We start from the raw sequence: 26,911 nt of genomic DNA on the forward strand, positions 1-26,911 counted from the left end.
CACGACCGACCCGGGGAAGGGCTCAGCGGCCTACGTCCCAGATCCATACCCCGTCCACCTGGCGGCCCTCCCTGCCGAGCAGCCGCGCCACCGTCGTGTACAGCGCCCGGTCGTTGTCCTGCGGGGGCAGGACGACGAGCCCGGCCTTCCAGTACGCCAGGTCCGCCCGCGCCTGGGCGCGCCAGGCGTCGCCGATGTCGGGGATCTCGCCGCCGTAGCGCACATCGCGCAGCAGGTTGGAGGTCCAGCGCGGGGAGGCGCCGTAGATGCCGATGCGGTCCGGGCCCCAGGGGCCGTTGAAGTAGCCGCCGGGGAGCGGGAAGCCGAGGTCCGCGCGGACCTGCCAGTGCAGGGCGTCGGCGGCCGCCGGGTCGGGCAGCGGCACCGTCACCACGGACTCGCCGGGCTTCACGTACGTACGCCACAGCCCGTCCGCGAAGAACGACGGCACCGGCGCCCGCTCGGTCACCGCGAACGGGGTCGGGACGATCGGCAGCAGGGCCAGCGCCACGGCAGCGAGGCCGGCCGGCCGGTTCACCCCGCCCGCCGTCGCCAGGCGGCCGACCGCCAGCGCGACCAGCGCGCCGAGCGCCGGTGCGCAGATCATGCCGACCCGGCCCTCGATGACCGACTCGAAGAGCGGGCGGTGGGCGAGCGCCCGCCAGGGGCCCGGCAGCTCGATGTCCGTGTACGGGATGCTGATCTTCTGGCCGAGCGAGAGCAGCGCCGCCGCCACCGCCGTGCCCGCGAGCGCCTTGACCAGGGCGTGGCGCCACAGCCGTACGGTGATCGCGAAGGCCAGCGCGATCAGCGGCCAGCCGTAGAACGCGTTCTGCTCGGTCCGGTTGAGCGCCAGCTTGTCCGCCGTCGCCTCGTCGCCGAGCAGCGCCCGCCCGGAGAACTTCAGGAAGGAGAGCGGGCTGTTGCCCGCGGCGTCGCCGTGCAGCACCGAGTGGTAGCTCTGGTCGCCGAAGAACTGCCAGGTGAGGGGATACGCCACCAGGGGCAGACAGACCAGGGCGGCCACCCCGATGCCCTTCGCGAGCGCGGGCCCGGCCGCGCGTATGACATCCCGCCGCGCCAGCGCGTACGACAGCGCGAAGAGCAGCATGCCGACCGAGGCGAGCAGCAGGACCTCCTCGCCGAGGAAGATCTGGTACGCGGTGAACAGGCCGAGCAGCACGCCGTCGCGCCGGACGTTCGCGGCCGGTGAGCACAGCCGCAGCGCGCGGTCGACGATCACCGGGATCATGAACAGGACGCAGAAGTTCGGGTGGGCGTTGGCGTGCGAGACCATCGGCGGCGCGAAGCCGGCGAGCGCGCCGCCGAGCCCGGCGGCCCACGGGTTGCCGGTCACCCACCGCGCGAAGAGCCGGGACCAGGCGTACGCCGTCGCGGTGAGGCCGAGCGTGAGGACCAGCGCCCAGGTGACGGTCGGCCCCAGCGCGAGCGTGACGGGGGCGAGCGGCACGGACAGGCCCAGCATGGGGGTGTTCCCCATGAGGTTCACCCCGTCCGGGAAGCCCTGGAGGGTGGTGAAGAACGGGTCGCGCAGATGTCTGACGTTGTCGGCGGTGACCGAGAAGAACCACTCCCACTGGTTCTGGTCCTGACCGGAGTCCGCGAGATAGCCGCGGCCGAGGTCGGTCCAGAGGTCCTTGTAGAGGACGACCGAGGAGAGCAGGAAGAGGGCGAACAGGGCGAGGTTCGCGCGGCTCGCGGAACGGGCCTTGAGGCGTACGAGTTCGAGCAGCACCCGGCCGTAGTCGGCGGGGCCGACCTTGGAGCCCTCCTGGTGGGACCAGCGGACCGGGACCTCGGCCACGGGCCAGCCGCGGCGGCGGAAGTACTGGAGTATCTCCACGTCGATGCCCCAGCCGTCCAGGCGGGCGTCCGCGAAGGCCGCGCGCGCCTTGTCGCCGTCGAAGAGCTTGAAGCCGCACTGGGTGTCGTGGATGCCGGGCACCGCGACGGCGCGTATCAGCCGGTTGCCCATCCGCCCCAGCCACTCGCGGACGCGGCTCTGATGAACCGCTATGTCGGCCTCGGGGTGGGCGCGGGAACCGATCGCGGCGGCCGCCTCGGCGCCGTCGAGCTCCTTGGCGAGCCGGTCGAGCTCGGCGACGGGGGTGGCCAGGTCGGCGTCGGTGAGCAGCACCCGGGCGCCCCGGGAGGCGGCGACGCCGAGCCGCAGGGCGTGCCCCTTGCCGCGGTTGCGGTCGGCGGCGACGAGGCGGATACGGGGGTCGGCGGCAGCGGCGTCCCTGGCCACGTCCGCCGTCCCGTCCTCGGACCCGTCGTCGACGACGATCAGCTCCCAGGAGAGCGGCGCGTCGTGCAGGTGGTCCCGGATCGCGCCCAGGGTCGGGCCCAGGCGCCGCTCCTCGTTGTACGCGGGGACGACGACCGAGAGATCGAGAGGGCCGCCGTCCGTCACCGCTTCAGCCGCTCCGCCCAGGTGAGCGAGTGGTCGTTGTAGGCGCTGATCACGGCGTACGCGGCGTCGCCGTCGCCCTGGACCACCGCGTCCACGAGGTCGCCGTGGCCGTTCCACAGCCAGTCGCTGAGGTCGGAGCGGCCGCGCAGATACGGGACGGCGAAGACCCAGCACTGCATGCGCAGCCGGTGCAGGAAGTCCGAGATGTACGGGTTCCCGGCGAGGGCGCCGAGCTCGCGCCAGAACCGGAGGTCGTAGCCGATGAGGATGTTCAGATCGCCGCTGCGGGCGGCGCGGGCGCACTCCTCGGCGCGGCGCCGGACGGAGACGAGGGCGGGGCCGTGGGCGGCGCCCAGCTCGGTGATCTTCCGGAAGATCCCGTTCACGACGAGGGACCGGGCCTCCACCATGCCCTTGTAGTCCTCCACGGAGAACTCATGGACGCGGAAGCCGCGGTGCTGGTCGGAGTCGAGCAGACCCTGCGCGGTGAGGTCGACGAGGGCCTCGCGGACGGGGGTGGCGCTCACCCCGTACTGCTCGGCGATCTGCTTGACGGTGAACTCCTCGCCGGGCTGCAGGCGCCCGGCCAGTATCTCGTCACGCAGCGCGTCGGCGATCTGCTGCCGCAGCGTACTGCGCGTCACGCCTCCACTCGCGGGCACGGCGCCCCTCCCCTCGTCGGTATCCCGCACACGATAGGCCAGGCCCGGCCGGGTCTCCCCCACCCCGCCCCTTCCCGAAGGCCCTGGGCGGGCGGCCGGGTGGGGGTCGGGGTGGGCTGCTGGGGGCTACGCCCCCAGACCCCGCTTCGGGGCTCCGCCCCGGGGCCCGTGTTTGTCTGCGGGTTCGGTGGGGGCTGGTCGCGCAGTTCCCCGCGCCCCTAAAGACCGGCACCTCCAGCCCCGGGCAAATTCAGCCCCTCCGGCGTTTGAGGAGCGGGGTCCGGGGCGGAGCCCCGAAGCGGGGCGCAGGGGCCGCAGGCCCCGCAAACGGGGGTCCGGGGGCGTAGCCCCCGGGACAACCACCTCCACCCCCACCCACCCCCGGAGGGTTTAGGGGAAGGGGCGGGGTGGGGGCTCAGACCGTGTGCTCGTCCGCTACGGACAGCGCCTCGTCCAGCACCGCGAGACCCTCCTTGGCCTCGGCCTCGGTGATGTTGCAGGGCGGCACGACATGCGTGCGGTTCATGTTGATGAAGGGCCAGAGCCCGTTCTTCTTGCACGCGGCACCGAACGCGACCATGGGCGCGGCATCGGCACCGGAGGCGTTGTAGGGAACGAGCGGTTCGCGCGTCTCCCGGCTCTTCACCAGCTCAAGGGCCCAGAAGACCCCGGTCCCGCGCACCTCGCCGATGGAGGGGTGGCGGGCGGCGAGCTCGCGCAGTCCCGGCTCCAGGACGGTGGAGCCGATGTGGGCGGCCTGGCCGACGATGCCCTCGTCCTCCATGACGTTGATGGTGGCGACGGCGGCGGCGCAGGCGAGCGGGTGCCCGGAGTAGGTGAGCCCACCGGGGAAGGGCCGCTTGTCGAAGGTGGCGGCGATCTCGGCGGAGATGGCGACGCCGCCGAGCGGGACGTAGCCGGAGTTGACGCCCTTGGCGAAGGTCATGAGGTCGGGGGTGACGCCGTACAGATCGGCGGCGAACCACGAGCCCGTGCGCCCGAACCCGGACATGACCTCGTCCAGGACGAGGACGATCCCGTACCGGTCGCAGATCTCGCGGACGCCGGCGAGGTAGCCGGGGGGCGGGGTCATGATGCCGGCGGTGCCGGGGACGGTCTCCAGGATGATGGCCGCGATGCCGGCGGGCCCCTCGAAGGCGATGGTGTCTTCGAGGTGGGTGAGGGCGCGGGCGCACTCCTCGGCCTCGGTGGTCGAGTAGAAGGCGGACCGGTAGAGGAACGGCGCCCAGAACCGGACGACGCCGGCGGAACCGGTGTCCGAGGCCCAGCGGCGGGGGTCCCCGGTGAGGTTGATCGCGGTGGAGGTGGCCCCGTGGTACGACCGGTACGCGCTCAGCACCTTGTGGCGGCCGGTGTGCAGGCGCGCCAGCCGGACGGCGTTCTCGACGGCCTCGGCGCCGCCGTTGGTGAAGAAGATCTTGTCCAGGTCGCCCGGGGTCCGCTCGGCGATGAGGCGTGCGGCCTCGGAGCGGGCCTCGACGGCGAAGGCGGGCGCGAAGGTGGCGAGCTTCCCGGCCTGCTCCTGGATCGCCGCGACGACCTTCGGGTGCTGGTACCCGATGTTGGTGAAGACGAGGCCGCTGGTGAAGTCGAGGTAGCGGTTTCCGTCGTAGTCCCAGAAGTACGAACCCTCCGCGCCGGCGACGGCGAGCGGGTCGATCAGGCCCTGGGCGGACCAGGAGTGGAACACGTGCGCACGGTCGGCGGCCTTCACGGCCGCGCCGGCCCGGGGGTCGGGTTCGACATGAGGGGTCATGGGGCCAGGGTAAGGAGTGGCAGGTGGGGGTGGGGATGGCCAGGTTGTATGGCGTGAGCCGTGTGGCTCGGCAGGGTGTCGCCCCCTCCCCGCCCCGTTCCCGCTGAGACATTTGCGGCTCCGCCGCGTGGCCTCCGGGGGTGGGTGGGGGGTGGAGGCTCGTTTCCCGGGGGCTACGCCCCCCGGACCCCGCTCCTTGCACGCCGGAGAGGCTGGAGGTGCCTATAGGGGCGCGGGGAACTGCGCGACCAGCCCCCACTGAACCCGCAGACAAACAGGGGCCGGGGCGTAGCCCGCAACGGGCGGGGAGGGGCCAGACGGGGGTAACCCCACCCGGCGCGCACTATCCTCACCCCGATGAGCCCGTTTCGAGGGGGCTCGTTCGATCGGGGGAGGGCGACGGCGCCATGGAGAAACTGGGGGCCGGGGATCCGCAGCGGATCGGCGCGTACAGGCTGCTCGCGCGGCTCGGCGCAGGCGGCATGGGCCAGGTGTACCTGGCCCGCTCCGACCGGGGCCGCACGGTCGCGGTCAAGCTCGTACGGCAGGAGCTCGCCGAGCGCGAGGAGTTCCGGGGACGGTTCCGCCAGGAGGTGCAGGCCGCCCGCCGCGTCGGCGGCCGATGGACCGCGCCCGTGCTCGACGCGGACACCGAGGCCGCCGTGCCCTGGGTCGCCACGGGGTACGTGGCCGGGCCCAGCCTCCAGGCCGTCGTCTCGGGCGACCACGGCCCGCTGCCCGAGCGTTCCGTACGCATCCTCGCGCGCGGCCTGACCCACGCGCTCCAGGACATCCACACCGCCGGGCTGATCCACCGCGATCTGAAGCCGTCCAATGTTCTCGTCACCATCGACGGGCCGCGCGTCATCGACTTCGGCATAGCCCGGGCCCTGGAGACCGTCGTCGACGGCGGGCTGACCCGCACCGGCGCACTGGTGGGCTCGCCCGGCTTCATGGCGCCCGAGCAGGTGCGCGGCGACCGGATCACGCCGGCGTGCGACGTCTTCTGCCTCGGGTCGGTGCTCGCGTACGCGGCGAGCGGGAAGCTGCCGTTCGGCGGGAGCGACAGCGGGGTGCACGCGCTGATGTTCCGCATCGCGCAGGAGCCGCCGGACCTTGACGGGGTGCCGGAGTCGCTGCGCGACCTCGTACGGGACTGTCTGCACAAGACCCCCGCGTCCCGGCCCGCGCTCGCCGCGATCCTGGAGCGCCTGGGCCCCGAGGACGCGACGACCGGCCCGTGGCTCCCGGGCCCCCTGGTGGCCGAACTCGGCAGCCACGCCGTGCAGTTGCTGGACGTGGAGAACCCGGAGGGCGGCACGGCCCAGACCCCGGCCCCGACGCCCGCGCTCCCGGCCCCACCGCCGATGCCCGCGCTCCCGCCGGGCCCTCCGGCGGCCGGCACCCCCGACGCCCACGCGACCCCGACCATGATCTCCCCGAACGGGGCGGGCGCGACGGACGCGCCGGCGCCCGGCCTGGCACGCCCCGGCTCGGCCGCCCCCTACGCCACACCCGCACCCCCTCCCCCGCCCTGGGCCAACGGCGGCCCCGCCCCCGCCCACAGCTACCCGCCCCAGCACCAGTCGCCGTACCAACCCCCGTACCCGCAGCCCGGATACGCCTACCCGCACCCGAACCCCACCTACGGATACGGCCCGCCCCCGCCCCCCGGGGAGGAGCCGCCGCGCCGCAGCGCCAAGTCGACGATCGCGCTGGTCGCGGTGGCGCTGGTGGTGGCGGTCGGTGCGGGTGGTGCGGTGTACGCGTACATGAACGACCCCCTGGAGAAGAAGAAGGACACGGCGACGAGCCCCTCGGCCTCCAAGTCGCCGTCCAGCACGCCGAGTTCGGACAGCAGCGAAACCCCGTCCGACTCGCCCTCCCCCAGCGCGAGCGCCCCCGGCGACATCCCGCAGAAGTATCTCGGCACCTGGTCGGGCTCCATCGACAACGCCGGCGGGTCCAACACCCGCCACCTCGTCCTGCAGCCCGGCAAGGTCGGCGACCAGGTCATGACCCTCACGGCGGACGGCCCGCTGGACGGCGGCGGCACCTACCACTGCGTGTTCCGCGCGCCCCTCACCACCACCCCGTCCAGCCCCGACGCCCCGCTCAGGCTCGGCCCCTCCACGGTCGAATCCGGCCCGACCACCTCCTGCTCCCCGGGCGCGGCCACCACCCTCACGGTCCTCCCGGACGGCCGCCTGCGCCGCCAGAACGACGACAACGGCGAACAAGTGGTCTACGACAGGCTGTCGGAGGCGCAGTAGGAAAGCGGCTCAGCTCCCGGAGGGCGAGGGGGAGGAACTGGTCGAGGCGCGGATGGCCCGTAAGGCACGGTTCGAGCCGGAGCCCGTCGCGCTCATCGCGGTGATTCTGGAAGAGTCGACGCTGCGGCGGACGATCGGCACGAGAGCCTGTCGATCTCCGACCCCGCAAAGGTGATTACGTACGCCCAGCGGTTGGCAGGAGGGTACGGATGAGCAGCACCCTGCGGTGGTTCAAGTCCAGCTACAGCAGCGCCAGCGGCGGCGAATGCGTGGAGGTCGCCGCCGGCCCCCAGGCCGTCCACGTCCGTGACTCCAAACTGCCCGAGGGCGGCCCCACCTTCGAGGTCGCCCCGGACGTCTGGGCTCAGTTCGTCGGCTGGGCCGCCTGAGCGGCGGTCATGGTCGGGGCGAGTTCGCGGAACGGGTCCGCCGACTCCGTACCCGACCTGCCGAACGGCGCGTCGAAGCTCCAGACCAGGAACAGCAGGAAGACGATCAGCCCGCTGAAGATCCCGGCGAGCAGCAACTCCCTTGCCGAGCGGCGGATCTGGAGCGTGAAGATCAGCCCGATCGTCACCACGGCCCCGGCGACGAGGCCGAACCAGACGACCCCCGGCAGCGTGGACCCGGCGCTGTCGATCCGTGTGTGCCGGGCGTCGTCGGCGGTGGCGATCTGGTCGAGCAGCGGCTGATAGGCCTGTGCCTGGAGGTCGTTGGCGGGCGCGCGGTGGGTGACGTCGGTGCGTACGGCCGCGAGCAGCGCGGCGCCCTGCGGCGACGGCTCCTGCCCCTGGACCAGCAGGGGCCATTCGGCCGACACGGTGTGGGCGGCGTACGCGTCGATCTCGCCCCGGATGCGGTCGCGCACGGCGGGCGGGTAGACGTCCACCCGCTGCCCGACCTCGTACAGGGCCTGGGCCTCGCGCCGTACGGAGTCCTCGGCCGCGCCGCGCGCCTCCCACACGCCCGCGATCGCGAGGCCGAGCACGATGGCGTACACGACGCCGACCATCATCACCATGTACTCGATGACGTCGGGCGTCTCGCTGGGGTCCTCGGCGTCGGCCACCCGGCGGTGACGCAGGACGGTGACGGTGAGGACGACGGCGCAGACGAGCACCAACGCGGCGACGAGTACTAGCCATTGCGACACGGGCGGGCTCCGGAACGGGATCGGGGACGGAGGATTGCGGCGGCCAGGACGGCGGGGGTGGTGACGACGAGCATCATCGTGACCGTGGAGAACCCGGCCGGGGCGGGGCGCGCCGGCGCGGTGGAGCGGTACGGGTGTACGGGCCGGAGGGCGCCCGGGTGTGCGCGGGCCTTCGCGGCGGGCCGCGGCACCGGCACCGTCGGCACCACCGGCGGCCGCACCTCTTCCGGCGGGCGCGGGCGGGACGTCGGTACGCCGATCTGTGGCGGGGGCGCGACCGACCCGGGGTTCTCACGGCGGACCCCCGGCGGCGCCACGTGGGGCGCGGCGGGCGCGGGCGCGGCGGCCCTCGGCGGGACGGGGCCCACCGGGCACTGCCCGGTGCCCGCGTACAGCTGCGCGGCGAGCGGGTTCAGTGCCACGGTCGCGCCGAGGCAGAGGAGCAGCTGACGGGTGATCACGCCTGGCGAACGATCACTTGGCCCCCGCGATACGGCCTGCGGCCCGCGAAGCGCCCGGCCGACGACCCCGCCCGATCACCTGCCGCACCCACCCCCGCTGTGCCACCATCCCGTCATGGACGACCTGGTTGCGGGGGATCCCTCACACATCGGCCCGTTCCGGCTGCTCGGCAGGCTCGGGGCCGGGGGGACGGGGCGGGTCTATCTGGCCCGGTCGGCGGGCGGGCGGGCGGTCGCGGTCAAGCTCGTACGGGAGGTGCACGCGCAGCGGGCCGCGTTCCGCTCGCGGTTCGCCCAGGAGGTGGCGGCCGCGCGGCAGGTGAACGGTGCGTGGACCGCGCACGTGCTCGACGCGGACGCGACGGCCGAGATCCCGTGGGTCGCGACGGCGTACGTGGCCGGGCCCAGCCTCCGGGACGTCGTGGACCGGGACTTCGGGCCCCTGCCGGAGCCGTCGCTGCTCGTGCTCGCCGACCGGCTCGCGCTGGCGCTGACGGACATCCACAGCGCCGGTCTTGTCCACCGCGATCTGAAGCCGTCCCACGTCCTGCTCGCCATGGACGGGCCGCGCGTCATCGACTTCGGGATCGCGGGTGCGGTGGCCGCGCTGTCGGAGAGCGATATGGCGGGCACCGGGGTGATCGTCGGGTCCCCCGGGTTCATGTCGCCCGAGCAGATCCAGGGCAAGCCGGTCACCCCGGCCGGGGACGTGTTCTGCCTGGGCGCGGTGCTTGCGTACGCGGCGACCGGGCGGATGGCCTTCGGCCTGCCCGACAGCGGCCTCGGGATGATGCTGTTCCGCGTCGTACACGAGGAGCCGGACCTGGTGGGCGTTCCGGCGTCCCTGCTGCCCGTCGTACGGGCGTGCCTGCACAAGGATCCGGAGCGGCGGCCGACGCCGGAGCAGCTCGCCGGGCACCTGGCGACGAACGGCGGCCCGGGCCACTCCTGGTTGCCGCCCGAGGTGCTGGCTCAAGTCGCCGGGCACGCGGCGGAGTTGCGGGAGTCCGGCATTCCTCGCGGTCACCGGCGCCAGTACCCGCTCCCCGTCCCCGAGGACGGATACCGACCCGATCCGCCGCCCCCGCCGCCCGCAGCCGCGAGCGAGGCCCGGATGAGGAGGTCCCCGGCGAGGAAGGCCGCCGGCTTCCCCCGAGGGCAGCAGCGCCGGAGTCTCAGCGGCGCCCTGATCGTCGCCCTGATTCTCCTCGCCCTCGTCGCCTGGTTCGTCGCCTGGTTCTTCGCCCGGTCCCTCACCTGACGACCACATGACGGCGGGGCCGCCGGGAGTACATCCCGACGGCCCCGCCCTCACAACCGAACTTCGCGCCTACAGGAACGAGTTGATCTCGATCGTCTCGGTCCGGCCGGGGCCGACGCCGATCGCGGAGATCGGCGCGCCCGACATCTCCTCCAGCGCCTTCACGTACGCCTGCGCGTTCTTCGGCAGGTCGGAGAAGGTCTGGGCCTTGGTGATGTCCTCGGACCAGCCCGGCAGCATCTCGTAGATCGGCTTCGCGTGGTGGAAGTCGGTCTGGGAGTACGGGAGCTCCTCGACGCGCTTGCCGTCGATCTCGTACGCCACGCAGACCGGGATCTGCTCCCAGCCCGTCAGGACGTCGAGCTTGGTGAGGAAGAAGTCCGTGAGGCCGTTGACCCGGGTCGCGTAGCGGGCGATCACCGCGTCGAACCAGCCGCAGCGGCGGTCGCGACCGGTGGTCACACCGCGCTCGCCGCCGATGCGGCGCAGGTCCTCGCCGTCCTTGTCGAAGAGCTCGGTCGGGAACGGGCCCGCGCCGACGCGCGTCGTGTACGCCTTGAGGATGCCGATCACGCGGCTGATCTTCGTGGGGCCCACGCCCGCACCCGTGCAGGCGCCGCCCGCGGTCGGGTTCGACGAGGTCACGAAGGGGTACGTGCCGTGGTCGACGTCGAGGAGCGTGCCCTGGCCGCCCTCGAAGAGGACGACCTTGCCCTCGTCGATCGCGTTGTTCAGGATCAGCGTCGTGTCGGCGACGAACGGCTTGATCTGCTCCGCGTACTGGAGCATCTCTTCGACGATCTTGCCGGACTCGATGGCGCGCCGGTTGAAGACCTTGGCGAGGAGCTGGTTCTTGCCCTCCAGCGCCGCCTCGACCTTCTGCTCAAGGATCGACTCGTCGTACAGGTCCTGGACCCGGATGCCCACGCGGTTGATCTTGTCCGCGTAGGTCGGGCCGATGCCGCGACCGGTGGTGCCGATCTTGCGGGAGCCGAGGAACCGTTCCGTCACCTTGTCGAGCGTGACGTTGTACGGCGTGATCAGGTGAGCGTTACCGCTGATGAGCAGCTTGGACGTGTCGACGCCGCGCTCGTTCAGCCCGCTCAGCTCGGAGAGCAGGACCGCCGGGTCGACGACGACTCCGTTGCCGATGACCGGGGTACACCCCGGCGAGAGGATCCCGGAAGGGAGAAGATGCAGCGCGTACTTCTGGTCGCCGACGACGACCGTGTGGCCGGCGTTGTTGCCGCCCTGGTAGCGCACTACATAGTCAACGGATCCACCGAGCAGGTCGGTGGCCTTTCCCTTGCCCTCGTCACCCCACTGAGCACCGAGCAGCACAAGTGCGGGCACAGGCGTACACCCCTTCCGGGCGGGGCATGTCCAAGGTCAGTGGGCCGAAGCCGCCAGACCGGTGTGCCCCGGAATAGACGAAGCCCCTGGCGCAATAGCGCAAGGGGCTCTTGCACAAAGATGCTACCCGAGGAAGGACCGATGTGTCGGCTGCCGACCAGCTACTGGTGGTCATCGACCCGGTCGCCCGCCGTATCGACGGCGAGTCCGTACGGATCGCGAAGGATGTGCTGTGCGCGGGTGCACAGGCGAAAATATGCTGGCCGGAGGGGGTGGAGGAGTTCTCGCGGGCCCTCGCTCGGCGGGGTGGGCGGCGGCCGGTGGTGGTGGGTGACGACCGGGCGCTGCTACGTACTGTGACGTTGTTGCAGCGGGAACGTGATGTCCTGGGCCCGGCCCTCGCGCTGGTGCCCGTGGGCACCGCCCCTCTGCTGGAACTTGCCAGGTCACTGGGGGTGCCGATGGGCGCGGTGGCGGCGGCGCGAGCCGTCCTCGACGGGTCCCCGCGCCGACTCGACCTGCTGGTCGACGACAGCGGGGACGTGGTCCTCGGCGGCCTCTGCATCCCGGCGGCTCCGTCGCCGGTGCGGCCTTCCGCCCCGACCGTCTGGGGTACGTGCCGCTCGCTCGTACGCACCCTGGTGCGGGCGCCCGTGCCCGCGCCCGTCGCGGCGGCCGTGGCGCACCGGCTGCGGGTGGAGGCGGACGGGGTGCTCCTGTCCGACCTGGACCGCCCGGTCGCGGGTGTGTCGCTCGCGTCCGGGGACGGGGTCGCCCATGTGGTGGTGCAGCCGCACGCGGGGGCGCTGGTGGTGCGGGCGCGGGCCCGGGCCGTGACGGTCTCCGTCCCGGGGGACGGGTTCCGGTACCGGGCGGGGCAGGTGGTGGCGGGGCCGGTCCGTAGCCGGACGTGGACGGCGGGGACGTGGACCCTGACGCTGCCTTCCCCCACCCCGCCCGTTACCTGAACCCTCCGGGGGGTCCCACGGGGGCTGCGCCCCGGACCCCGTTCGTCTGCGGGTTCGGTGGGGGCTGAGCGCGCAGTTCCCCGCGCCCCTTAGGTAACTCCAGCCCTCCGGCGTACAAGGAGCGCGCCCCTTCAGGGGCGCGGGGAACTGCGCGACCAGCCCCCACCGGCCCGCAGCCGACGACCAGGCGCCGGAGACGGCGAGAGGCCGGTTCCCCCTCCGGGGTACCGGCCTCCGCCACCCACACCCCACCCCACCCCTCACGCCACCAACTCCGCCTCCGCCTCACGCACCCCCTTCGGGTCCCGCATCACCAGGGCCGCCAGGACCGCCGCCGCCAGGACGCCGATCGCGCTGACCGCGAAAGTGGTCGACATCGACGTGGTGAAGGCCTCGTGGGCCGTCCGCACCAGGGTCGAGTCGCCGCCCGCAGTCGCCAGGGCGCCCGCGATCGAGTGCCGAGCGGACTCCGGCGCATCCGCCGGCATCTCCGCCGCGAACCCGCTCGACAGCATCGAGCCGAGGATCGCGATGCCCAGTGCCGTACCGGCCTGCTGGATCGTGTCGTTGAGGGCCGAGCCGACGCCCGCCTTGTCCGCCGGGATCGTGCCCATCAGGGCGCCGACCGCCGCCGGCATCGCCAGGCCCGCGCCGAGGCCGAGCAGGCCGAGGGCGATCGCCGGGACGGTGAAGCCCGAGGACGCGGTGACGGTGGTCAGCAGCGCGAAGGACGAGGCCATCGCCAGCATCCCGGCCACGATCAGCCAGCGGTTGCCGATCTTCGCGGCGAGCGACGCACCCGCCGTGTTGCCGGCCAGCGCCGCCACCGCCAGCGGCACGAACGCCAGGCCCGCCTTGACCGGCGAGTAGCCGAGGACGAACTGGAGGTACTGGGTGAGGACGAGCAGCAGCCCACCCGTACCGATCTGGACGAGCGCCAGCGACACCGAACCGCCGCTGAAGTTGCGGTGCTTGAACAGGACCAGCGGCACCATCGGCGCGACGGTGACGTTCTCCCAGACCACGAATCCGGTGAGGGCGACGACCGCGACCGCCAGGGTGACCAGCGAGCGACCGCCGAACGCGCCGTGCTGCGGGATCTCGATGATCCACCAGATCAGCGCGGTCATCCCGGCCGCCGAGAGCACCGCGCCGAGCGGGTCCGGCTGCTGCCACGGCGCCTTCGACTCGGGCATCAGGACCAGGCCCGCCAGGATGGCCAGCGCCACGACCGGGATGTTGATGAAGAAGATCGAGTGCCAGGAGAAGTGGTCGATCAGTACGCCGCCGAGCACCGGGCTGCCGACCAGGCCGAGCATCGACACCGAACCCCACGCCGCCATCGCCTTGCCGCGCTCCTCCTCGTCGAAGACGGTGATGAGGATCGACAGCGTCGAGGGCATGATCAGCGCCCCGCCGACGCCCATCGCGACCCGTACGGCGATGACTTCGCCGGGGTTGGTGCAGAACACCGCCGCCAGCGACGCCGCCCCGAAGAGCAGCAGGCCGATGATCATCACCTTCCGGCGGCCGAACCGGTCACCGAGGCTGCCGGAGGTGAGCAGCAGGCCCGCGAACACCAGGATGTAGGAGTCGAGGATCCACTGCGTGTCCTGGGCGCTCGCGCCGAGGTCCTCCGTCATCGACGGCACCGCCACGGTCAGCGCCATGCTGTCGATCACCAGCACCAGCGAGCTGAGGCACAGCACGATCAGGATCCACCAGCGGCGTGGATTGCGGGTCTCCATGGGGTTCTTCCTCTCGGCTGCGCACATCGTTCCGTCGATGCGCACACTGTACGCAGCTCCGCACAGTGTGCGCAACCATCAATCCTTGTACGCTAAATGCGAACGTCGTACGCACGTACCGCGAAGGAGTGTCATGGCCGCCAAGAACGCGAACCCGATCCCGTCCGTCTGGGCCCGCAAGCAGCGCGAACCCGACCAGCCCGCGCTCAGCCGGGCCGCGATCGTCCGCGAGGCGGTCGTGATGCTGGACGCCGACGGCATCGAGGCGCTCAGCATGCGCAAGCTCGGCGCCCGGCTGAACGCGGGCGCGACCTCCCTCTACCGGCACGTCGCCACCAAGGACGAGCTGATGGAGCTCGCGGTGGACGAGGTGTTCGGGGAGATCGCCGTACCGCCCGCCGACAGCCCCGACTGGCGGGCCGCCACCACCGAGGCCGCCCAGTCCTTCCGCGCGACGGCCCTGCGTCACCGCTGGCTGGCCTCGGTCCTCGGCCAGGCGGGCCTCGCCTATCTGGGCCCCAACCTGATGTCGTTCTCCGAGCGGCTCGCCGCCCTCTTCGCGGGCTCCGGGTTCCCCGAGCCGGAGCGCGCGATCGAGACCGTCCTGTCGTACGTGATCGGGATGAGCACCACGGAGGCGGCGTGGCTCACCACGGTCGCCCGCTCCGGCGAGTCCGAGGCGGACTTCATCGCCCGCCTCATGCCCGCCGCGCAGCAGGCCGCGGCCGACCACGAGCACCTGGCCGAGGCGTACGCGGCGGAGGTCGTGGACCCGGCCGGGCTGCGCGACGGCAAGTTCGCGTACGGGTTGGAGGTGGTCCTGGACGGCCTGGCGCTGAGGCGCCCGGAGGCGTCCTAGACCTCCACTTCGAGGGCGGTGAGGCCCCGGATCACGTACCCCGGCTTCCAGCGCGGCTCGGAGAGCAGCCGCATACGCGGAGCCTCGCGCAGCAACAGGCCGAACGACACGGCCAGTTCGAGGCGGGCGAGGGGGGCGCCGAGGCAGTAGTGGATGCCCGCGCCGAAGCTGACGTGCCGGTTGGCGGCGACGGGGCGGCGTACGTCGAAGGTGTCCGGGTCCGCGAAGACTGCCGGGTCCCGGTTGGCGGAGCCGAAGAGCAGCGCGACCTCGGACCCACGGGGGATTCTCGTCCCCCCGACCTCGATGTCGTCGAGCACCCACCGCTCGAAGAGCTGCAACGGGGTGTCGTAGCGCAGCAGTTCCTCGATGGCGCCGGGCAGCAGACCGGGCTCGGCGCGCAGCAGGGCCAGCTGCTCAGGGTGGCGGAAGAGCGTCCACCACCCGTTGGCCGTGGTGTTGACGGTGGCCTCATGGCCCGCGTTGAGGAGCAGGACGCAGGTGGAGATCATCTCCTGCTCGGTGAGGCGGGTGCCGTCGCCGTCGTGGACGGCGATGAGGGCGGAGATGAGGTCGGGGGCGGGGGCGGGAGCGCGGCGCCGGTCGCGGATCAACTCCCGTAGGTAGGAGGAGAATTCCCTGGACGCCCGGACCGCGCGGGCGGCGGTGTCCTCGGTGGGGCTCAGCTCGTACATCCCGCAGATGTCGGCCGACCAGGGCCGCAGCAGATGCCGGTCGGCTTCGGGGATGCCGAGCATCTCCGCGATCACGGCGACGGGGAGGGGCTCGGCGACTTCGGCGAGCAGGTCCCCGCCACCGGCCGCGACGAAGTCACCGACGAGGCGGTGGGCGATGCGCTCGACGACGGGCCCGAGCTCCTCGACGCGCCTCGGGGTGAACGCCTTGGCCACCAGCCGCCGGATCCGGGTGTGGTCGGGGCCCTCCAGATCGAGGATCCCCTGGTCGTTGAGGGTGTGGAAGGGCTCGTGCGCGGGGGGTGGGGGTGTACGGCCGAACTCCTCGTGGGTGAAGCGGTGCAGGTAGGTGCGGCCGAGGCGGCGGTCGCGGAGGAGGGCGGAGACGTCGGCGTGGTGGGGCACCAGCCACTGGTTGGTGCGGGGGTGGTGGTGGGTGCGGCCGGTGCGGCGGAGCTCCGCGTAGGCGGGGTAGGGGTTGGCGATGAAGGGGGTGGAGGTGGGCTGGAAGGGGGTGGAGGTGTCCATGGGGGTTCTTTCCCCACCCCACCCGTTCCCTCAAGCCCTCAGCCGGGCGGCTGGGTTCGTCGGCTGCGGGCCCGGTGGGGGCTGGTCGCGCAGTTCCCCGCGCCCCTGAGGGGCTGGAGGTGCCTTAAGGGGCGCGGGGAACTGCGCGACCAGCCAGCCACGGTCCGCGGACGAACGGGGGTACGTGGCAGAGCCCCAAAGCGGGGTGGGGGCTAGGACGGGGTTATCAGGCGGGATTCGTACGCGTACACCGCCGCCTGCGTACGGTCGCGCAGGCCCAGTTTCACCAGCACCCGGCTCACATGCGTCTTGATCGTCGACTCCGCCACCACCAACCGGTCCGCGATCTCCGCGTTGGAGAGGCCCTGGGCTATCAGGATCAGGACCTCCGTTTCGCGGTCGGTCAGCTCCTCGACCTCCACCACTCCCGACACCCCCCGCCGCACCGGCGTCGAACGGGCGAACTCGGTGATCAGGCGGCGCGTCACGGACGGGGCGAGGAGCGCGTCGCCGGAGGCCACCACCCGTACACCCTCCGCGAGTTGACGCGCGGACGCGTCCTTCAGGAGGAACCCCGACGCCCCGGCCCGCAGCGCCTGGTACACGTACTCGTCGAGGTCGAAGGTGGTCAGCACCAGCACCCTCGCCTCGGTGTCCGCCGCCACGATCTCCCGCGTCGCCTCGATGCCGTTCATCTCGGGCATGCGGATGTCCATCAGGACCACGTCGGGGCGGAGTTCGCGGACCTTGGCCACCGCCTCCCGGCCGTCGACCGCCTCGCCGATCACCTCGATGTCGCGCTGGGCGTTGAGCAGGACCGAGAAGCCCTCCCGGACCATCATCTGGTCGTCGACGATCAGTACGCGGATGCTCGCCTCGCTCATGCCTCGTCCGCCGTTGCCGCCGTTGCCGCCGTAACCGGGATGAAGACCGTCACCTCGTAACCGCCGCCGTCCGCCACCTCGCCCGCCGTCATCTCGCCGCCCAGCATCGCCACCCGCTCCCGCATCCCCGTGATCCCGTGGCCGCTGCCGGGCGACGCCGCCGCCGTGCCCGTCGGCGGGCCGTTGACCACGCGCAGGCCCACCCCGCCCAGCACATAGCCGACCTCCACCCGCGCGGCCGCGCCCGGCGCATGGCGCAGGGCGTTGCTGAGGGCCTCCTGGATGATGCGGTACGCCGACAGCTCGACGCCCTGCGGGAGTTCGCGCACCGCTCCCGTGACCGCCTTGGTCACGTCGAGCCCCGCGTCGCGTACGTTCGCAAGGAGCCGGTCGAGGTCGGCGAGGGTGGGCTGGGGGGCGTCCGGCGCCTCGTAGTCCTCCGCGCGTACGACACCGAGCACGCGGCGCAGCTCGGTGAGCGCGGCCACCGCGTTCTCGCGGATCGTCGCGAACGCCTGCGTCAGCTCCGGCGGCGGGTTCTCGACGCGGTACGGGGCCGCCTCGGCCTGGATGGCGACCACCGACATGTGGTGCGCGACCACGTCGTGCAGCTCGCGCGCGATGGTGGTGCGCTCTTCGAGCACGGTCCGCTTGTCGCGTTCCACGGCGGTGACCGACTGCTGGACGGTGATCTTCCGCTCCGCGTCCCTGCGGACGTTCACGACGACGGCGATCAGGAGCAGGATCGCGGACGTGACGGCCATCGGCCCGGCGTCCGAGCCGCCGTCCGGGTCGCCGGAGAACTGCATCACCATGCCGAGCAGCAGCGTGAGGACCCACATCCACGCGGCGGTACGGGGCCGGGTGCGCAGCGCCACCACCACCATCACCGCGAGCTGCGCGAGGAACGCGCCCGGCGCCCACGGCCAGCCGGAGAAGCCGTCGCCCCGGCCCAGGGCGCCCACGACCACCGTGGTCGCGCACACCGTCCACCAGGCGCCGACCGGCCGTATCAGGGTCATGGCGACGGGCACCCCGGTGAGCAGCCCCGACACCGCCCAGATGGGCAGCGCCAGCCCCCCGCCCTGGGACCTGCCGGTGTACGTGATCATCGCGGCGCAGAACGCGACGAAGAGCACGGCCGCGTGCGGGGTCCAGGCCGCGTACCGGCGCAGCCGGTCGGACAGATGGCGGGTGAGCGGGCCGTCCGTACGCATCGGCGGCAGCGGCCGGTAGGCGAAGGCGTCCCGGAACAGGTCCCGGCGGAGCCCGCCGAACGCGTCCATGGCGAGCAGGAATTCGGGGCTGCGCCCGCCGTTGCCCGGCGTGCTCCCCGGCGGCTTGGGGCTGAGGGTCTCGGTCACGTGCCCACGGTAGGCGGGGGCGGGTAGCCGGGGCGTCCCCTGCGCTACGGATCCGACGGGGTCCGCCTCAGGTACTACGGCTCCTACGTTCGGCCGTTCAGTACGCCAGTTGGGCGATCTCCTCCGCGACGACCGCGCAGGCGTCGGCGGCGGGGTCGATGAGGGGGAAGTGGCCGACGCCGTCGAGGAGGGTGAACCCGACGGTCTCCCCGGCCATGGCGGCGGCGTCGACGTACGCCTCGGCCACCGCCTGCGGCACGACGATGTCGTCCCGGCCCTGGACGAGGGTGGTGGCGACGCCGGTGGGGAGGAGGGCGGCGGGGTCGGAGTAGGGAGTACGGGCGCTCAACTTGCCTTCCCCTCCGAGGAGTTGTGTGACGGCCCCGTCGCAGACGTCCAGCGCCACCGCCGTGGTGAAATCGGCGATGGGGGCGAGGGCGACGACGCCGCGGAGGGTGGCGGCAGCGGGGGTGTACCAGGGGGAGTCCGGCGGCAGTACGTGACGGGCCGCGGCCCACAGCGCGAGGTGGCCGCCGGCGGAGTGCCCGGTGAGGACGGTACGGCGGAGGTCGGCGGCGGGCAGGTGCGTGCGGGCGAGGGCGGGGAGGGCGTCGAGGGCGGCGGCCACGTCGTCGAACGTGTCCGGCCAGCGTCCGGCGACGGGGCCGCCGCCACCGCCCTGCCGCGGCAGCAGGCCGCCCCGCCGGTACTCGACGTTGGCGACGGCGAACCCGCGGCGGGCGAGGAAGTCCACGAACGGGGTGAGATGCGCCCGGTCGTACCGCTCGCGCCAGGCGCCGCCGTGGAGGGCGACGACGAGGGGGGCGCCGTCGCCGTCGCCCCTGGGCGCGTAGAAGTCGACGACCTGGTCGGGGTGGGGGCCGTACGAGGCGGTGCTGTCGGGGGCAACGGGCAGATGCGAGAACGCCGAGGCGGCCTCGGCGGCGTCCCTGGCGGCGGGGTCGTGCATGGGTCACCTCTCATGGGGTCGCTGGCGGACGCTACCAGCGATGCCGGGGGGCGGGGCGGTGCCCCCGGACCCCGTTTCGCCTGCGGGTTGTCCGTGGCTGGTCGCGCCCACGCGGCGGAGCCGCACATGTCACAGCCCCGCGCCCCTGAAGGGGCTGGAGTTACCTAAGGGGCGCGGGGAACTGCGCGACCAGCCCCCACCGGGCCCGCAGACAAACACGGGGACCGGGGCGCAGCCCCGCAACAGGGTCTGGGGGCTAACCCAGCGCCGTCGACAGCGCCCGCGCCGCCCTCTCCGCATCCCCGAAGCTCACGTACAGCGGCGTGAAGCCGAAGCGGAGGACATCCGGGCGCCGGTAGTCGCCGACGACCCCCGCCGCGATGAGCGCCCGCATCACCGCCCCCGCGTCCTCGCACCGCAGCGCGACCTGACTCCCCCGCGAACCGTGCGCGGCCGGCGTCACCGACTCGACGAGCCCCGACGGCACGTACGCCGACACGCACTCCAGGAAGAAGTCCGTCAGCGCCAGCGACTTGGCCCGGACGGAGTCGATGGAGACGCCCGTCCAGACGTCGAGGGCGGACTCCAGGGCCAGCATGGACAGGATGTCCGGCGTGCCCACCCGGCCCCGCACCGCACCGGCCCCCGGCACGTACTCCGTACGCATCCCGAAGGGGTCCTCGTGCGAGTTCCAGCCGGGGAGGGGGGAGTCGAAGGACTGTTGGTGGTCGCCTCGTACGTACAGGTACGCGGGCGAACCCGGGCCGCCGTTCAGGTACTTGTAGGTGCAGCCCACCGCGAAGTCCACCCCGTGCGCGTCGAGGCCCACCGGCAGCGCGCCCGCGCTGTGGCACAGGTCCCAGACCGTCAGCGCCCCCGCCGCGTGCGCGGCCGCGGTGATGCCGGGCAGGTCGTGCAGCCGGCCCGTGCGGTAGTCGACGTGGTTGACCAGGATCGCCGCCGTGCGCGGGCCGACGGCCGCGGCCATCTCGCCGGGGGCGACCGGGCGCAGCCGGCGGCCCGTCATCCGCGCCGCGGACCCCGCCACGTACCCGTCCGTCGGGAACGTCGACTCGTCGACCAGGATCTCGTCCCGGTCGGAGGGCGCCAGGCGCACCGCCGCGACCAGGGCCTTGAAGACGTTCACACTCGTGGAGTCGCCCACCACGATCCGGCCGGGCGCGGCGCCGACGAGCGGCGCTATACGGTCGCCGATCCGCTCGGGCGCCGTCCACCAGCCGCTCTCGTCCCAGGATCGGATGCGCAGCTCGCCCCACTCGTGGGCGATGACCTCCTGCATGCGCGCCGCGACGTGGCGCGGCAGCGCGCCCAGCGAGTTGCCGTCGAGGTAGACGGTGTCGTCGTCGAGCGCGAACAGCTCGCGGTGCTTGGCGAGTTCGTCTGCGGCGTCCAGCGCCGCGGCCTTGCCGGCCAGTGCCTCAGACATGGCTGCGCGCCGTCCACAGCTCGGGGAACACGTTCTTCGCGGCGCGCTTCTCCAGCCAGGCCACGCCCGCCGAACCGCCCGTGCCGGTCTTCGCGCCCATCGCTCTCCTCGTCGCCACCAGATGGTCGTTGCGCCAGCGCCACACCAGCTCGCCCACATCGGTCAACGCCTCGCCCAGGCGTACGAGTTCCCCGTTCTGGTCCCCGGCGTAAAGATCCGCCCAGACCGCCTCGACCTGGGGCGAGGGCTCGTACCGCTGGGAGAGGTCGCGGTCGAGGACCGCGGCCGGGACGGCGTACCCGCGGCGCGCGAGCAGCGCGAGCACCTCGTCGTACAGGCTCGGCTCCTGGAGCGCCTTCTCCAGCTCGGCGTGCACGCGCGGCGAGCCCCGGTGCGGCACCAGCATGGACGCCGACTTGTCGCCGAGCAGGAACTCCATCCGGCGGTACATCGCGGACTGGAAGCCGGACCCCTCGCCGAGGGCCGCGCGGTAGGAGTTGAACTGCGCCGGGGTCAGCTGCGCGAGCGGCGTCCAGGACGCGTTGAGCGCCTCCAGCTCGCGTACGGAGCGCTTGAGCGCGTCGACGGCCACGGGCACCCGGTCCTCGCGCAACGCGCGCGTGGCGGTCTCCCACTCGTGGACGATCACCGTGAACCACAGCTCCATGACCTGGGTGGTGACCAGGAAGACCATCTCGCCGGGGTCGTCCGAGCGCAGGTGCTGGAGGTGGGTGAGGACGTCCGCCTGGACGTAGTCCTCGTACGGCGTCGTGCCCGCGAAGTCCAGATTGGGGGCGGCCTCGGCCTGCGCGGCGGCTTCTCTTTCGACCGGTTCGGACATCTTTGATGACATCGCTGTCTCCTCGACGTGTCCGGGTAGCGGTCCGCCCCTTCCTTCATCGGCATCGGAGCCCCGGTCCCCACCCGCATCATAAGCACGCCCGGCCCACCCTCGTCAGGGCCCGGAAGGAGGCCTACGGCACGGACGGGCCCTCCACGAGCGCGCCGCCCTCGGTGTACGGCCACGCGTTGGACTTGCAGCCCTTCAGGCCCTTGATCTGCTGCATCATCACCGGCGCCGCCTTGCCCTCTCCCGGGCAGGCCATGTGCCGGCGGAAGCCGATCATGTGGCCGATCTCGTGGTTGATGATCAGGTGCCGGTACTCGGCGGGCGGCCCGTCGTACTGCGGCGAGCCCCGCACCCACCGCTTGAGGTTGACCACGACACCGCCCTCGACCTCGCAGTTCAGCTCGCCGTGGGTGTCACCGTTGACCGCGCAGAGCCGGTCCGTGGTGGCCGGGGTGGCGATCTTTATCGTCACGTCGGCGTTGTCACCGCCGGAGACCAGCTGGAACCGGCCACGCCCGTGCGCGGCCCAGCTGCGGGGGTGGGCGAGTATCGCCTGGACCTCGGTGGCGGCCTGGCGCGGGGAGACGTCGACGCCGTCCTCGACGAGCACCTTGTAGCGGCGCAGCGGGCCACCGGTGCCGACGGGGGCGCCGGAGGAGCGGGCGGGGGTGAAGGTGCCGGGGCCGGAGGCGGGGACGTCGTCGCCCTTCTCCTTCCCCGAAGCGTCGCCCTCGTCCTTGCCCTCGCCCTTGTCCTTCTTGCCCTTGTCGTCCTTCGGGGGCTTCGGCGGCGAGTCGGCCGGGAGGGGGGCGCGGGAGCCGAGGGGGGTCTCGGCGGCGTACCCCGGCCCGGGGCCGCCGGCGTCCCTGCCGCGCCACTCGGAGAACGCGGCGCCGCAGATGAGGGCGAGGCCGAGAAGGCCGCCTACGAGGAGGAGGGCGCGCGGCTGGCGTCGGGCCGAGCGTCTGCCACGGCTACGGGGTCGGGTGCGGCCACGGCCACTACGGTCTCCGTTGCGGGCTGCTCGCTTGCCCAAGACAGACTTCTCCCCTTGTCACGGCTGGAGTTGGGGGGAGAGGTGTGGGGCCTCGTGCGCCAGCGCCGGATGCGATCCGTTCGGTTCTGCGGTTGTCCTGTATTCGATGGTGCGTGCGATCGTACCGTCCGTACGGGAGTTGTCCGGACGGTACGACTCCGCGCAGGTCAGCCCAGCGTGTCGGCCGCGAGCGGCGAGGAGTCCCGCAGGAACGTCGAGCAGCGCTCGAACTCGGCCTGCTCGCCGATGGCTTGGGCGGCGCGGGCGAGCGCGTGCAGGGCGCGCAGGAAGCCGCGGTTGGGCTCGTGCTCCCACGGCACCGGGCCGTGGCCCTTCCAGCCGGCGCGGCGCAGCGAGTCGAGGCCGCGGTGGTAGCCGGTGCGGGCGTACGCGTACGACTCGACCGTGCGGCCCGCGTCGAACGCGTCGTCCGCGAGCTGGGCCCAGGCGAGGGAGGACGTGGGGTACTTGGCGGCGACGTCGGCGGGGGCGGTGCCCTGCGCGAGCAGGTCGCGCGGTTCGGGGTCGTCGGGCAGGTGCGTCGGGGCGGGGCCACCGAGCAGGTTCTCGTGAATGGACATGGGTCCAGTCTGCCGCGTCCGCCTGCCGCCCGGGGCTTCCCCCCACCCCGCTGCGTTCGTCCGCGGACCGTGCTGGGTTGCTCGCGCAGTTCCCCGCGCCCCTTCAGGGGCGCGGGGAACTGCGCGACCAGCCACCCACCTGGCCGCAGACGAACCCGGCCGCCCGCCAGAGGGCTTTCGGGAAGGGGCGGGGCGGGGTCAAACCCCCCGGTCCCGCTCCAGCGGCGGCGTCACCCCGCACGACACCCGGCACTCCGGATGGCACACCCCCACCGGCGGACGCCGGACCGACAAGAACGCCAGCACCGACCCCAGCACCAGCACCCCCGCACACACCGGCATCGCCCGCCGGAACGTCGAGCCGAACTCCGCCGCCGAGCGGTACGCCGAGGGGGACATGCCCGCCACCAGCGGCAGCGCGGCCACCGCGATCAGCCCCGCCGCCCGCGCCGCCGCGTTGTTGATGCCGCTCGCCAGCCCCGCCCGCCCCGCGTCCACCGACCCGAGGACGGTCGCGGTGAGCGGTGCGACCAGGGTGACCATGCCCAGGCCGAGGACGGCGACCGCGGGGAGCACGTCACGTACGTACGACGCGCCCACACCCACCCGCAGCATCAGCAGCATCCCGGCCGCGCACAGCAGCGGCCCCACCGTCAGCGGCGCGCGCGGGCCGATGCGCTCGCCCAGCGCGCCCGAGCGGGCCGAGAGCAGGAGCATCAAGGCCGTGGTCGGGAGCAGGGCCGCCCCGGCGCCGAGGGCCGAGTACCCCGCGACCACCTGGAGCTGGAGCGCCGCCAGGAAGAAGAAGCCGCCGAACGCCGCGTACACGCACACCGTCACCAGGTTCACCGCAGTGAACTGGCGCGACGCGAAGATCTCCGGCGGCAGCATGGGGTCGGGCAGACGGCGTTCCAGGCGTACGAAGGCCACGCCCAGCAGAAACCCCGCCGCCGCCGCGCCGAGCACCAGCGGCGACGCCCCCTGCCCGGGCGCCTCGATCAGCGCGTATGTCACCAGCGCGAGCGCCAGTGCCCCGAGGATCGCCCCCGTCGCATCGAACCGGGCCGTGTGCACGCGATCGTCCTTGGACTCCGGTACGTGCCGCAGCGCCACGGGGACGCACAGCGCGGCGAGCGGGACGTTCAGCAGGAAGACCCAGCGCCAGCCGGGGCCGTCCACCAGCCAGCCGCCCAGGAACGGTCCGACGGCCGCCCCGACCCCGCCGAGCCCGGACCACACGCCCACGGCCGCGGCCCGGTCGTCGGGGTGGAAACTCGCCTGGATGAGGGCGAGCGAGCCGGGGGTGAGGAGCGCGCCGCCGATGCCCTGGAGGGCGCGGGCGACGATCAGGACGCCCGCGTCGGGCGCGATGCCGCACAGCAGCGAACCGACGGCGAACCAGACGACGCCGAAGACGAAGACCTTGCGGCGCCCGTAGCGGTCGCCCAGCGCCCCGCCGAGCAGGATCAGCCCGGCGAGCGTGAGCATGTAGGCATTGACGGTCCACTGGAGGACGGCCATGTCGGCGTCCAGGTCGGCCCCGATGCGCGGCAGGGCCACATTGACGACGGTCGAGTCGAGCATCGCCATCCCGGACCCGAGCACGGTCGTGAACAGCACCCACCGGCCTGCCGCCGTGCCCATCCGTACGCTCATGCGTTCCACTCTCGCCGAACGCACCGGGCCCGGCACCCCCTGGCAGGGGGTACCGGGCCCGTGGAGCGAAGGAAGGCGAAGGGCTACTTCAGCTTCGTGCCGGTCGAGCGCAGGTTCGCGCACGCCTCGGTGACGCGCTTGGCCATCGACGCCTCGCCGAGCTTGCCCCAGGTGCGCGGGTCGTACGTCGACTTCTTGCCGACCTCGCCGTCGACCTTCAGGACGCCGTCGTAGTTGCGGAACATGTGGTCCGCGACCGGACGCGTGAAGGCGTACTGGGTGTCGGTGTCCAGGTTCATCTTCACGACGCCGTTCTCCAGCGCGGTCGCGATCTCCTGCTCGGTGGAGCCGGAGCCGCCGTGGAAGACGAAGTCGAACGGGGAGGCGTTGCCGTACTTCGCGGCGACGCCCTCCTGGAGATCCTTGAGGAGCTCCGGACGCAGCACGACGTTGCCCGGCTTGTAGACGCCGTGGACGTTGCCGAAGGAGGCGGCCAGCAGGTAGCGGCCCTTCTCGCCCAGGCCCAGGGCCTCGGCGGTGCGCAGCGCGTCGTCGACGGTCGTGTACAGCTCGTCGTTGATCTCGTGGCTGACGCCGTCCTCCTCGCCGCCGGTCGGGGTGATCTCGACCTCAAGGATGATCTTGGCGGCGGCGGCCTTGGCGAGCAGCTCCTGGCCGATGGCCAGGTTGTCCGCGAGGGTCTCGGCGGAGCCGTCCCACATGTGCGACTGGAAGAGCGGGTTCAGGCCCTTGGCGACGCGCTCGGCCGAGACCTCCAGGAGCGGACGTACGTAGCCGTCCAGCTTGTCCTTGGGACAGTGGTCGGTGTGCAGCGCGACGGTGATGCCGTACTTGGCGGCGACGACGTGGGCGAACTCGGCCAGCGCGACCGCGCCGGTGACCATGTCCTTGTTGTACTGGCCACCCAGGAACTCGGCACCGCCGGTGGAGATCTGGATGATGCCGTCGCTCTCGGCCTCCGCGAAGCCGCGCAGGGCAGCGTGCAGGGTCTGGGTCGAGGTCACATTGATGGCCGGGTAGGCGAACTTGCCTGCCTTCGCCCGGTCGAGCATCTCGTTGTAGACCTCGGGGGTTGCGATGGGCATCTGTCCGCTCCTTGTGATGTGCGGGGTGTGCGATATGTGCTGGCCCTGACCTGGGGGCGACGTCATCGTCGCGGCCCATCTTTCCAGACTCTGCGCCCGGCTCCACCCTGCGGACGGACGAGGGGGCGGCTGTTTCACGTGAAACAGCCGCCCCCTCGGGGAAAGCACAGGTCAGAGCCGGTATACGAGGGCTCAGGGACCTTGGGCACCACTTTCGGAGTGCCCGTCAGGCGATCTTGCCGGGTCCCCCGGACCGGTTACGGCCGCGGTGACGGTCCGGGTATTTCGCCCGTTACGCCAGGCCCAGGTCTCCCAGCTGGTACCCCGTGAGGTACGCGAGGCCCGCCTCGGCGATGGCGTCGGCCGCGCCCCGGTCGACGATCGTGGCCACGGCGACGACCTCGCCGCCCGCCTCGCGCACCGCCTCGACGGCCGTCAGCGGCGAGCCTCCGGTGGTGGAGGTGTCCTCGACCACCAGGCAGCGACGGCCCTTGACGTCCGTGCCCTCGATGCGGCGCTGCATGCCGTGCGCCTTCTGCGCCTTGCGCACGACGAAGGCGTCCAGGCGCTGCCCGCGCGCGGCGGAGGCGTGCAGCATCGACGTCGCCACCGGGTCGGCGCCGAGGGTCAGGCCGCCCACGCAGTCGAAGTCCAGGTCGGCGGTGAGGTCGAGCATGACCTGGCCGACCAGCGGCGCGGCCTCGCCGTCCAGGGTGATCCGGCGCAGGTCGATGTAGTAGTCGGCTTCCCGACCCGACGAGAGGGTCACCTTGCCGTGCACCACGGCCTTGTCCTTGATCTGCTGGAGCAGGTCAGCGCGTACGTCAGTCATGTCCGCCAGC

At 72.7% G+C, this 26,911-nt stretch carries 23 protein-coding genes and 1 pseudogene; 7 read left to right on the forward strand and 17 right to left on the reverse strand.

What is annotated here, in order from left to right:
- Nucleotides 1-22 precede the first annotated feature (22 nt).
- The 3 genes from OG965_RS20400 to OG965_RS20410 all read right to left on the reverse strand — a co-directional run bounded on the left by OG965_RS20400 (nt 23) and on the right by OG965_RS20410 (nt 4,876).
- On the reverse strand, nt 23-2,437 hold the full coding sequence (locus OG965_RS20400; protein WP_371653522.1) for a dolichyl-phosphate beta-glucosyltransferase: 2,415 nt from the start codon (nt 2,435-2,437) through the stop codon (nt 23-25).
- Complete coding sequence (locus OG965_RS20405) at nt 2,434-3,099, reverse strand: GntR family transcriptional regulator (RefSeq protein WP_371653523.1); 666 nt, start codon at nt 3,097-3,099, stop codon at nt 2,434-2,436. Before OG965_RS20405 ends, OG965_RS20400 begins: the two co-directional genes overlap by 4 nt.
- Before the next feature lie 415 nt (nt 3,100-3,514).
- Nucleotides 3,515-4,876, reverse strand: a complete 1,362-nt coding sequence (locus OG965_RS20410) for an aspartate aminotransferase family protein (RefSeq protein WP_371653524.1) — start codon at nt 4,874-4,876, stop codon at nt 3,515-3,517.
- A 407-nt stretch (nt 4,877-5,283) separates the two neighbouring features.
- Here OG965_RS20410 and OG965_RS20415 point away from each other — a divergent pair, with 407 nt between their 5' ends.
- The 3 genes and pseudogenes from OG965_RS20415 to OG965_RS20425 all read left to right on the forward strand — a co-directional run bounded on the left by OG965_RS20415 (nt 5,284) and on the right by OG965_RS20425 (nt 7,538).
- Entirely contained in the window at nt 5,284-7,149 is a 1,866-nt protein-coding gene (locus tag OG965_RS20415) for a serine/threonine-protein kinase (RefSeq protein ID WP_371653525.1), read from the forward strand.
- A 13-nt stretch (nt 7,150-7,162) separates the two neighbouring features.
- Nucleotides 7,163-7,324, forward strand: a pseudogene (locus OG965_RS20420) (Scr1 family TA system antitoxin-like transcriptional regulator); the annotation flags it as partial.
- Nucleotides 7,325-7,358: 34 nt separating this feature from the next.
- Nucleotides 7,359-7,538, forward strand: a complete 180-nt coding sequence (locus OG965_RS20425) for a DUF397 domain-containing protein (protein ID WP_371653526.1) — start codon at nt 7,359-7,361, stop codon at nt 7,536-7,538.
- On the opposite strand, the gene OG965_RS20430 is transcribed toward OG965_RS20425, so the two are convergent.
- Nucleotides 7,514-8,302 carry a hypothetical protein gene (locus OG965_RS20430; RefSeq protein WP_371653527.1) on the reverse strand — a complete coding sequence of 263 codons (789 nt, stop codon included), beginning with the start codon at nt 8,300-8,302 and terminating at the stop codon, nt 7,514-7,516. The genes OG965_RS20425 and OG965_RS20430 overlap by 25 nt on opposite strands.
- A 60-nt stretch (nt 8,303-8,362) precedes the next feature.
- On the opposite strand from OG965_RS20430, the gene OG965_RS20435 reads away from it, so the two are divergent.
- Nucleotides 8,363-8,752, forward strand: coding sequence for a hypothetical protein (locus OG965_RS20435; protein WP_371653528.1), 390 nt, complete (start codon nt 8,363-8,365; stop codon nt 8,750-8,752).
- Nucleotides 8,753-8,878: 126 nt separating this feature from the next.
- Complete coding sequence (locus tag OG965_RS20440; protein ID WP_371653529.1) at nt 8,879-10,024, forward strand: serine/threonine-protein kinase; 1,146 nt, start codon at nt 8,879-8,881, stop codon at nt 10,022-10,024.
- A gap of 69 nt (nt 10,025-10,093) precedes the next feature.
- Here OG965_RS20440 and OG965_RS20445 read toward each other — a convergent pair whose 3' ends face one another.
- Complete coding sequence (locus OG965_RS20445) at nt 10,094-11,377, reverse strand: adenylosuccinate synthase (protein WP_371653530.1); 1,284 nt, start codon at nt 11,375-11,377, stop codon at nt 10,094-10,096.
- A gap of 143 nt (nt 11,378-11,520) precedes the next feature.
- Here OG965_RS20445 and OG965_RS20450 point away from each other — a divergent pair, with 143 nt between their 5' ends.
- Nucleotides 11,521-12,345, forward strand: coding sequence for a diacylglycerol kinase (locus OG965_RS20450; protein WP_371653531.1), 825 nt, complete (start codon nt 11,521-11,523; stop codon nt 12,343-12,345).
- Between the two features lie 260 nt (nt 12,346-12,605).
- Here the strand turns inward: OG965_RS20450 and OG965_RS20455 are convergent, their stop codons facing one another.
- On the reverse strand, nt 12,606-14,093 hold the full coding sequence (locus OG965_RS20455; protein WP_371653532.1) for an MFS transporter: 1,488 nt from the start codon (nt 14,091-14,093) through the stop codon (nt 12,606-12,608).
- Between the two features lie 133 nt (nt 14,094-14,226).
- On the opposite strand from OG965_RS20455, the gene OG965_RS20460 reads away from it, so the two are divergent.
- Nucleotides 14,227-14,952, forward strand: coding sequence for a TetR/AcrR family transcriptional regulator C-terminal domain-containing protein (locus OG965_RS20460; protein ID WP_371653533.1), 726 nt, complete (start codon nt 14,227-14,229; stop codon nt 14,950-14,952).
- Here OG965_RS20460 and OG965_RS20465 read toward each other — a convergent pair.
- The 11 genes from OG965_RS20465 to pyrE form a co-directional block, all read right to left on the reverse strand.
- On the reverse strand, nt 14,949-16,175 hold the full coding sequence (locus OG965_RS20465) for a cytochrome P450 (protein WP_371653534.1): 1,227 nt from the start codon (nt 16,173-16,175) through the stop codon (nt 14,949-14,951). The two genes, OG965_RS20460 and OG965_RS20465, sit on opposite strands and share 4 nt — an antisense overlap.
- Before the next feature lie 212 nt (nt 16,176-16,387).
- On the reverse strand, nt 16,388-17,059 hold the full coding sequence (locus OG965_RS20470; protein WP_371653535.1) for a response regulator: 672 nt from the start codon (nt 17,057-17,059) through the stop codon (nt 16,388-16,390).
- Entirely contained in the window at nt 17,056-18,423 is a 1,368-nt protein-coding gene (locus OG965_RS20475) for a sensor histidine kinase (protein ID WP_371653536.1), read from the reverse strand. The genes OG965_RS20470 and OG965_RS20475 overlap by 4 nt, the downstream gene beginning before the upstream one ends.
- 97 nt (nt 18,424-18,520) lie before the next feature.
- On the reverse strand, nt 18,521-19,393 hold the full coding sequence (locus OG965_RS20480) for an alpha/beta hydrolase (protein WP_371653537.1): 873 nt from the start codon (nt 19,391-19,393) through the stop codon (nt 18,521-18,523).
- Between the two features lie 256 nt (nt 19,394-19,649).
- A complete protein-coding gene (kynU, locus tag OG965_RS20485) occupies nt 19,650-20,840 on the reverse strand; it encodes a kynureninase (RefSeq protein WP_371653538.1) in 1,191 nt (396 codons plus the stop codon).
- Nucleotides 20,833-21,693 carry a tryptophan 2,3-dioxygenase family protein gene (locus tag OG965_RS20490; RefSeq protein ID WP_371653539.1) on the reverse strand — a complete coding sequence of 287 codons (861 nt, stop codon included), beginning with the start codon at nt 21,691-21,693 and terminating at the stop codon, nt 20,833-20,835. Before OG965_RS20490 ends, kynU begins: the two co-directional genes overlap by 8 nt.
- A gap of 121 nt (nt 21,694-21,814) precedes the next feature.
- A complete protein-coding gene (locus tag OG965_RS20495) occupies nt 21,815-22,726 on the reverse strand; it encodes a DUF3152 domain-containing protein (RefSeq protein ID WP_371653540.1) in 912 nt (303 codons plus the stop codon).
- Between the two features lie 167 nt (nt 22,727-22,893).
- A complete protein-coding gene (locus tag OG965_RS20500; protein WP_371653541.1) occupies nt 22,894-23,307 on the reverse strand; it encodes a DUF3151 domain-containing protein in 414 nt (137 codons plus the stop codon).
- Between the two features lie 198 nt (nt 23,308-23,505).
- Complete coding sequence (locus OG965_RS20505) at nt 23,506-24,963, reverse strand: MFS transporter (RefSeq protein ID WP_371653542.1); 1,458 nt, start codon at nt 24,961-24,963, stop codon at nt 23,506-23,508.
- 83 nt (nt 24,964-25,046) lie between these two features.
- Nucleotides 25,047-26,069: a class II fructose-bisphosphate aldolase gene (gene fbaA / locus OG965_RS20510; RefSeq protein WP_371653543.1), complete on the reverse strand. Its 1,023-nt coding sequence runs from the start codon at nt 26,067-26,069 to the stop codon at nt 25,047-25,049.
- Between the two features lie 292 nt (nt 26,070-26,361).
- Complete coding sequence (gene pyrE, locus OG965_RS20515) at nt 26,362-26,901, reverse strand: orotate phosphoribosyltransferase (RefSeq protein WP_371653544.1); 540 nt, start codon at nt 26,899-26,901, stop codon at nt 26,362-26,364.
- Nucleotides 26,902-26,911 lie beyond the last annotated feature (10 nt).

Origin of the sequence: Streptomyces sp. NBC_00224 (genome assembly GCF_041435195.1) — a bacterium.
Classification (GTDB): Bacteria; Actinomycetota; Actinomycetes; order Streptomycetales; family Streptomycetaceae; genus Streptomyces.

What these genes read in the sequence shown, in the direction of transcription:
- OG965_RS20410 (WP_371653524.1), bottom strand. Translation starts at nt 4,876, where the DNA reads ATGACCCCTCATGTCGAACCCGACCCCCGGGCCGGCGCGGCCGTGAAG.
- OG965_RS20415 (WP_371653525.1), top strand. Translation starts at nt 5,284, where the DNA reads ATGGAGAAACTGGGGGCCGGGGATCCGCAGCGGATCGGCGCGTACAGG.
- OG965_RS20425 (WP_371653526.1), top strand. Translation starts at nt 7,359, where the DNA reads ATGAGCAGCACCCTGCGGTGGTTCAAGTCCAGCTACAGCAGCGCCAGC.
- OG965_RS20440 (WP_371653529.1), top strand. Translation starts at nt 8,879, where the DNA reads ATGGACGACCTGGTTGCGGGGGATCCCTCACACATCGGCCCGTTCCGG.
- OG965_RS20455 (WP_371653532.1), bottom strand. Translation starts at nt 14,093, where the DNA reads ATGGAGACCCGCAATCCACGCCGCTGGTGGATCCTGATCGTGCTGTGC.
- OG965_RS20460 (WP_371653533.1), top strand. Translation starts at nt 14,227, where the DNA reads ATGGCCGCCAAGAACGCGAACCCGATCCCGTCCGTCTGGGCCCGCAAG.
- OG965_RS20465 (WP_371653534.1), bottom strand. Translation starts at nt 16,175, where the DNA reads ATGGACACCTCCACCCCCTTCCAGCCCACCTCCACCCCCTTCATCGCC.
- OG965_RS20470 (WP_371653535.1), bottom strand. Translation starts at nt 17,059, where the DNA reads ATGAGCGAGGCGAGCATCCGCGTACTGATCGTCGACGACCAGATGATG.
- OG965_RS20480 (WP_371653537.1), bottom strand. Translation starts at nt 19,393, where the DNA reads ATGCACGACCCCGCCGCCAGGGACGCCGCCGAGGCCGCCTCGGCGTTC.
- kynU (WP_371653538.1), bottom strand. Translation starts at nt 20,840, where the DNA reads ATGTCTGAGGCACTGGCCGGCAAGGCCGCGGCGCTGGACGCCGCAGAC.
- OG965_RS20490 (WP_371653539.1), bottom strand. Translation starts at nt 21,693, where the DNA reads ATGTCATCAAAGATGTCCGAACCGGTCGAAAGAGAAGCCGCCGCGCAG.
- OG965_RS20500 (WP_371653541.1), bottom strand. Translation starts at nt 23,307, where the DNA reads ATGTCCATTCACGAGAACCTGCTCGGTGGCCCCGCCCCGACGCACCTG.
- OG965_RS20505 (WP_371653542.1), bottom strand. Translation starts at nt 24,963, where the DNA reads ATGAGCGTACGGATGGGCACGGCGGCAGGCCGGTGGGTGCTGTTCACG.
- fbaA (WP_371653543.1), bottom strand. Translation starts at nt 26,069, where the DNA reads ATGCCCATCGCAACCCCCGAGGTCTACAACGAGATGCTCGACCGGGCG.
- pyrE (WP_371653544.1), bottom strand. Translation starts at nt 26,901, where the DNA reads ATGACTGACGTACGCGCTGACCTGCTCCAGCAGATCAAGGACAAGGCC.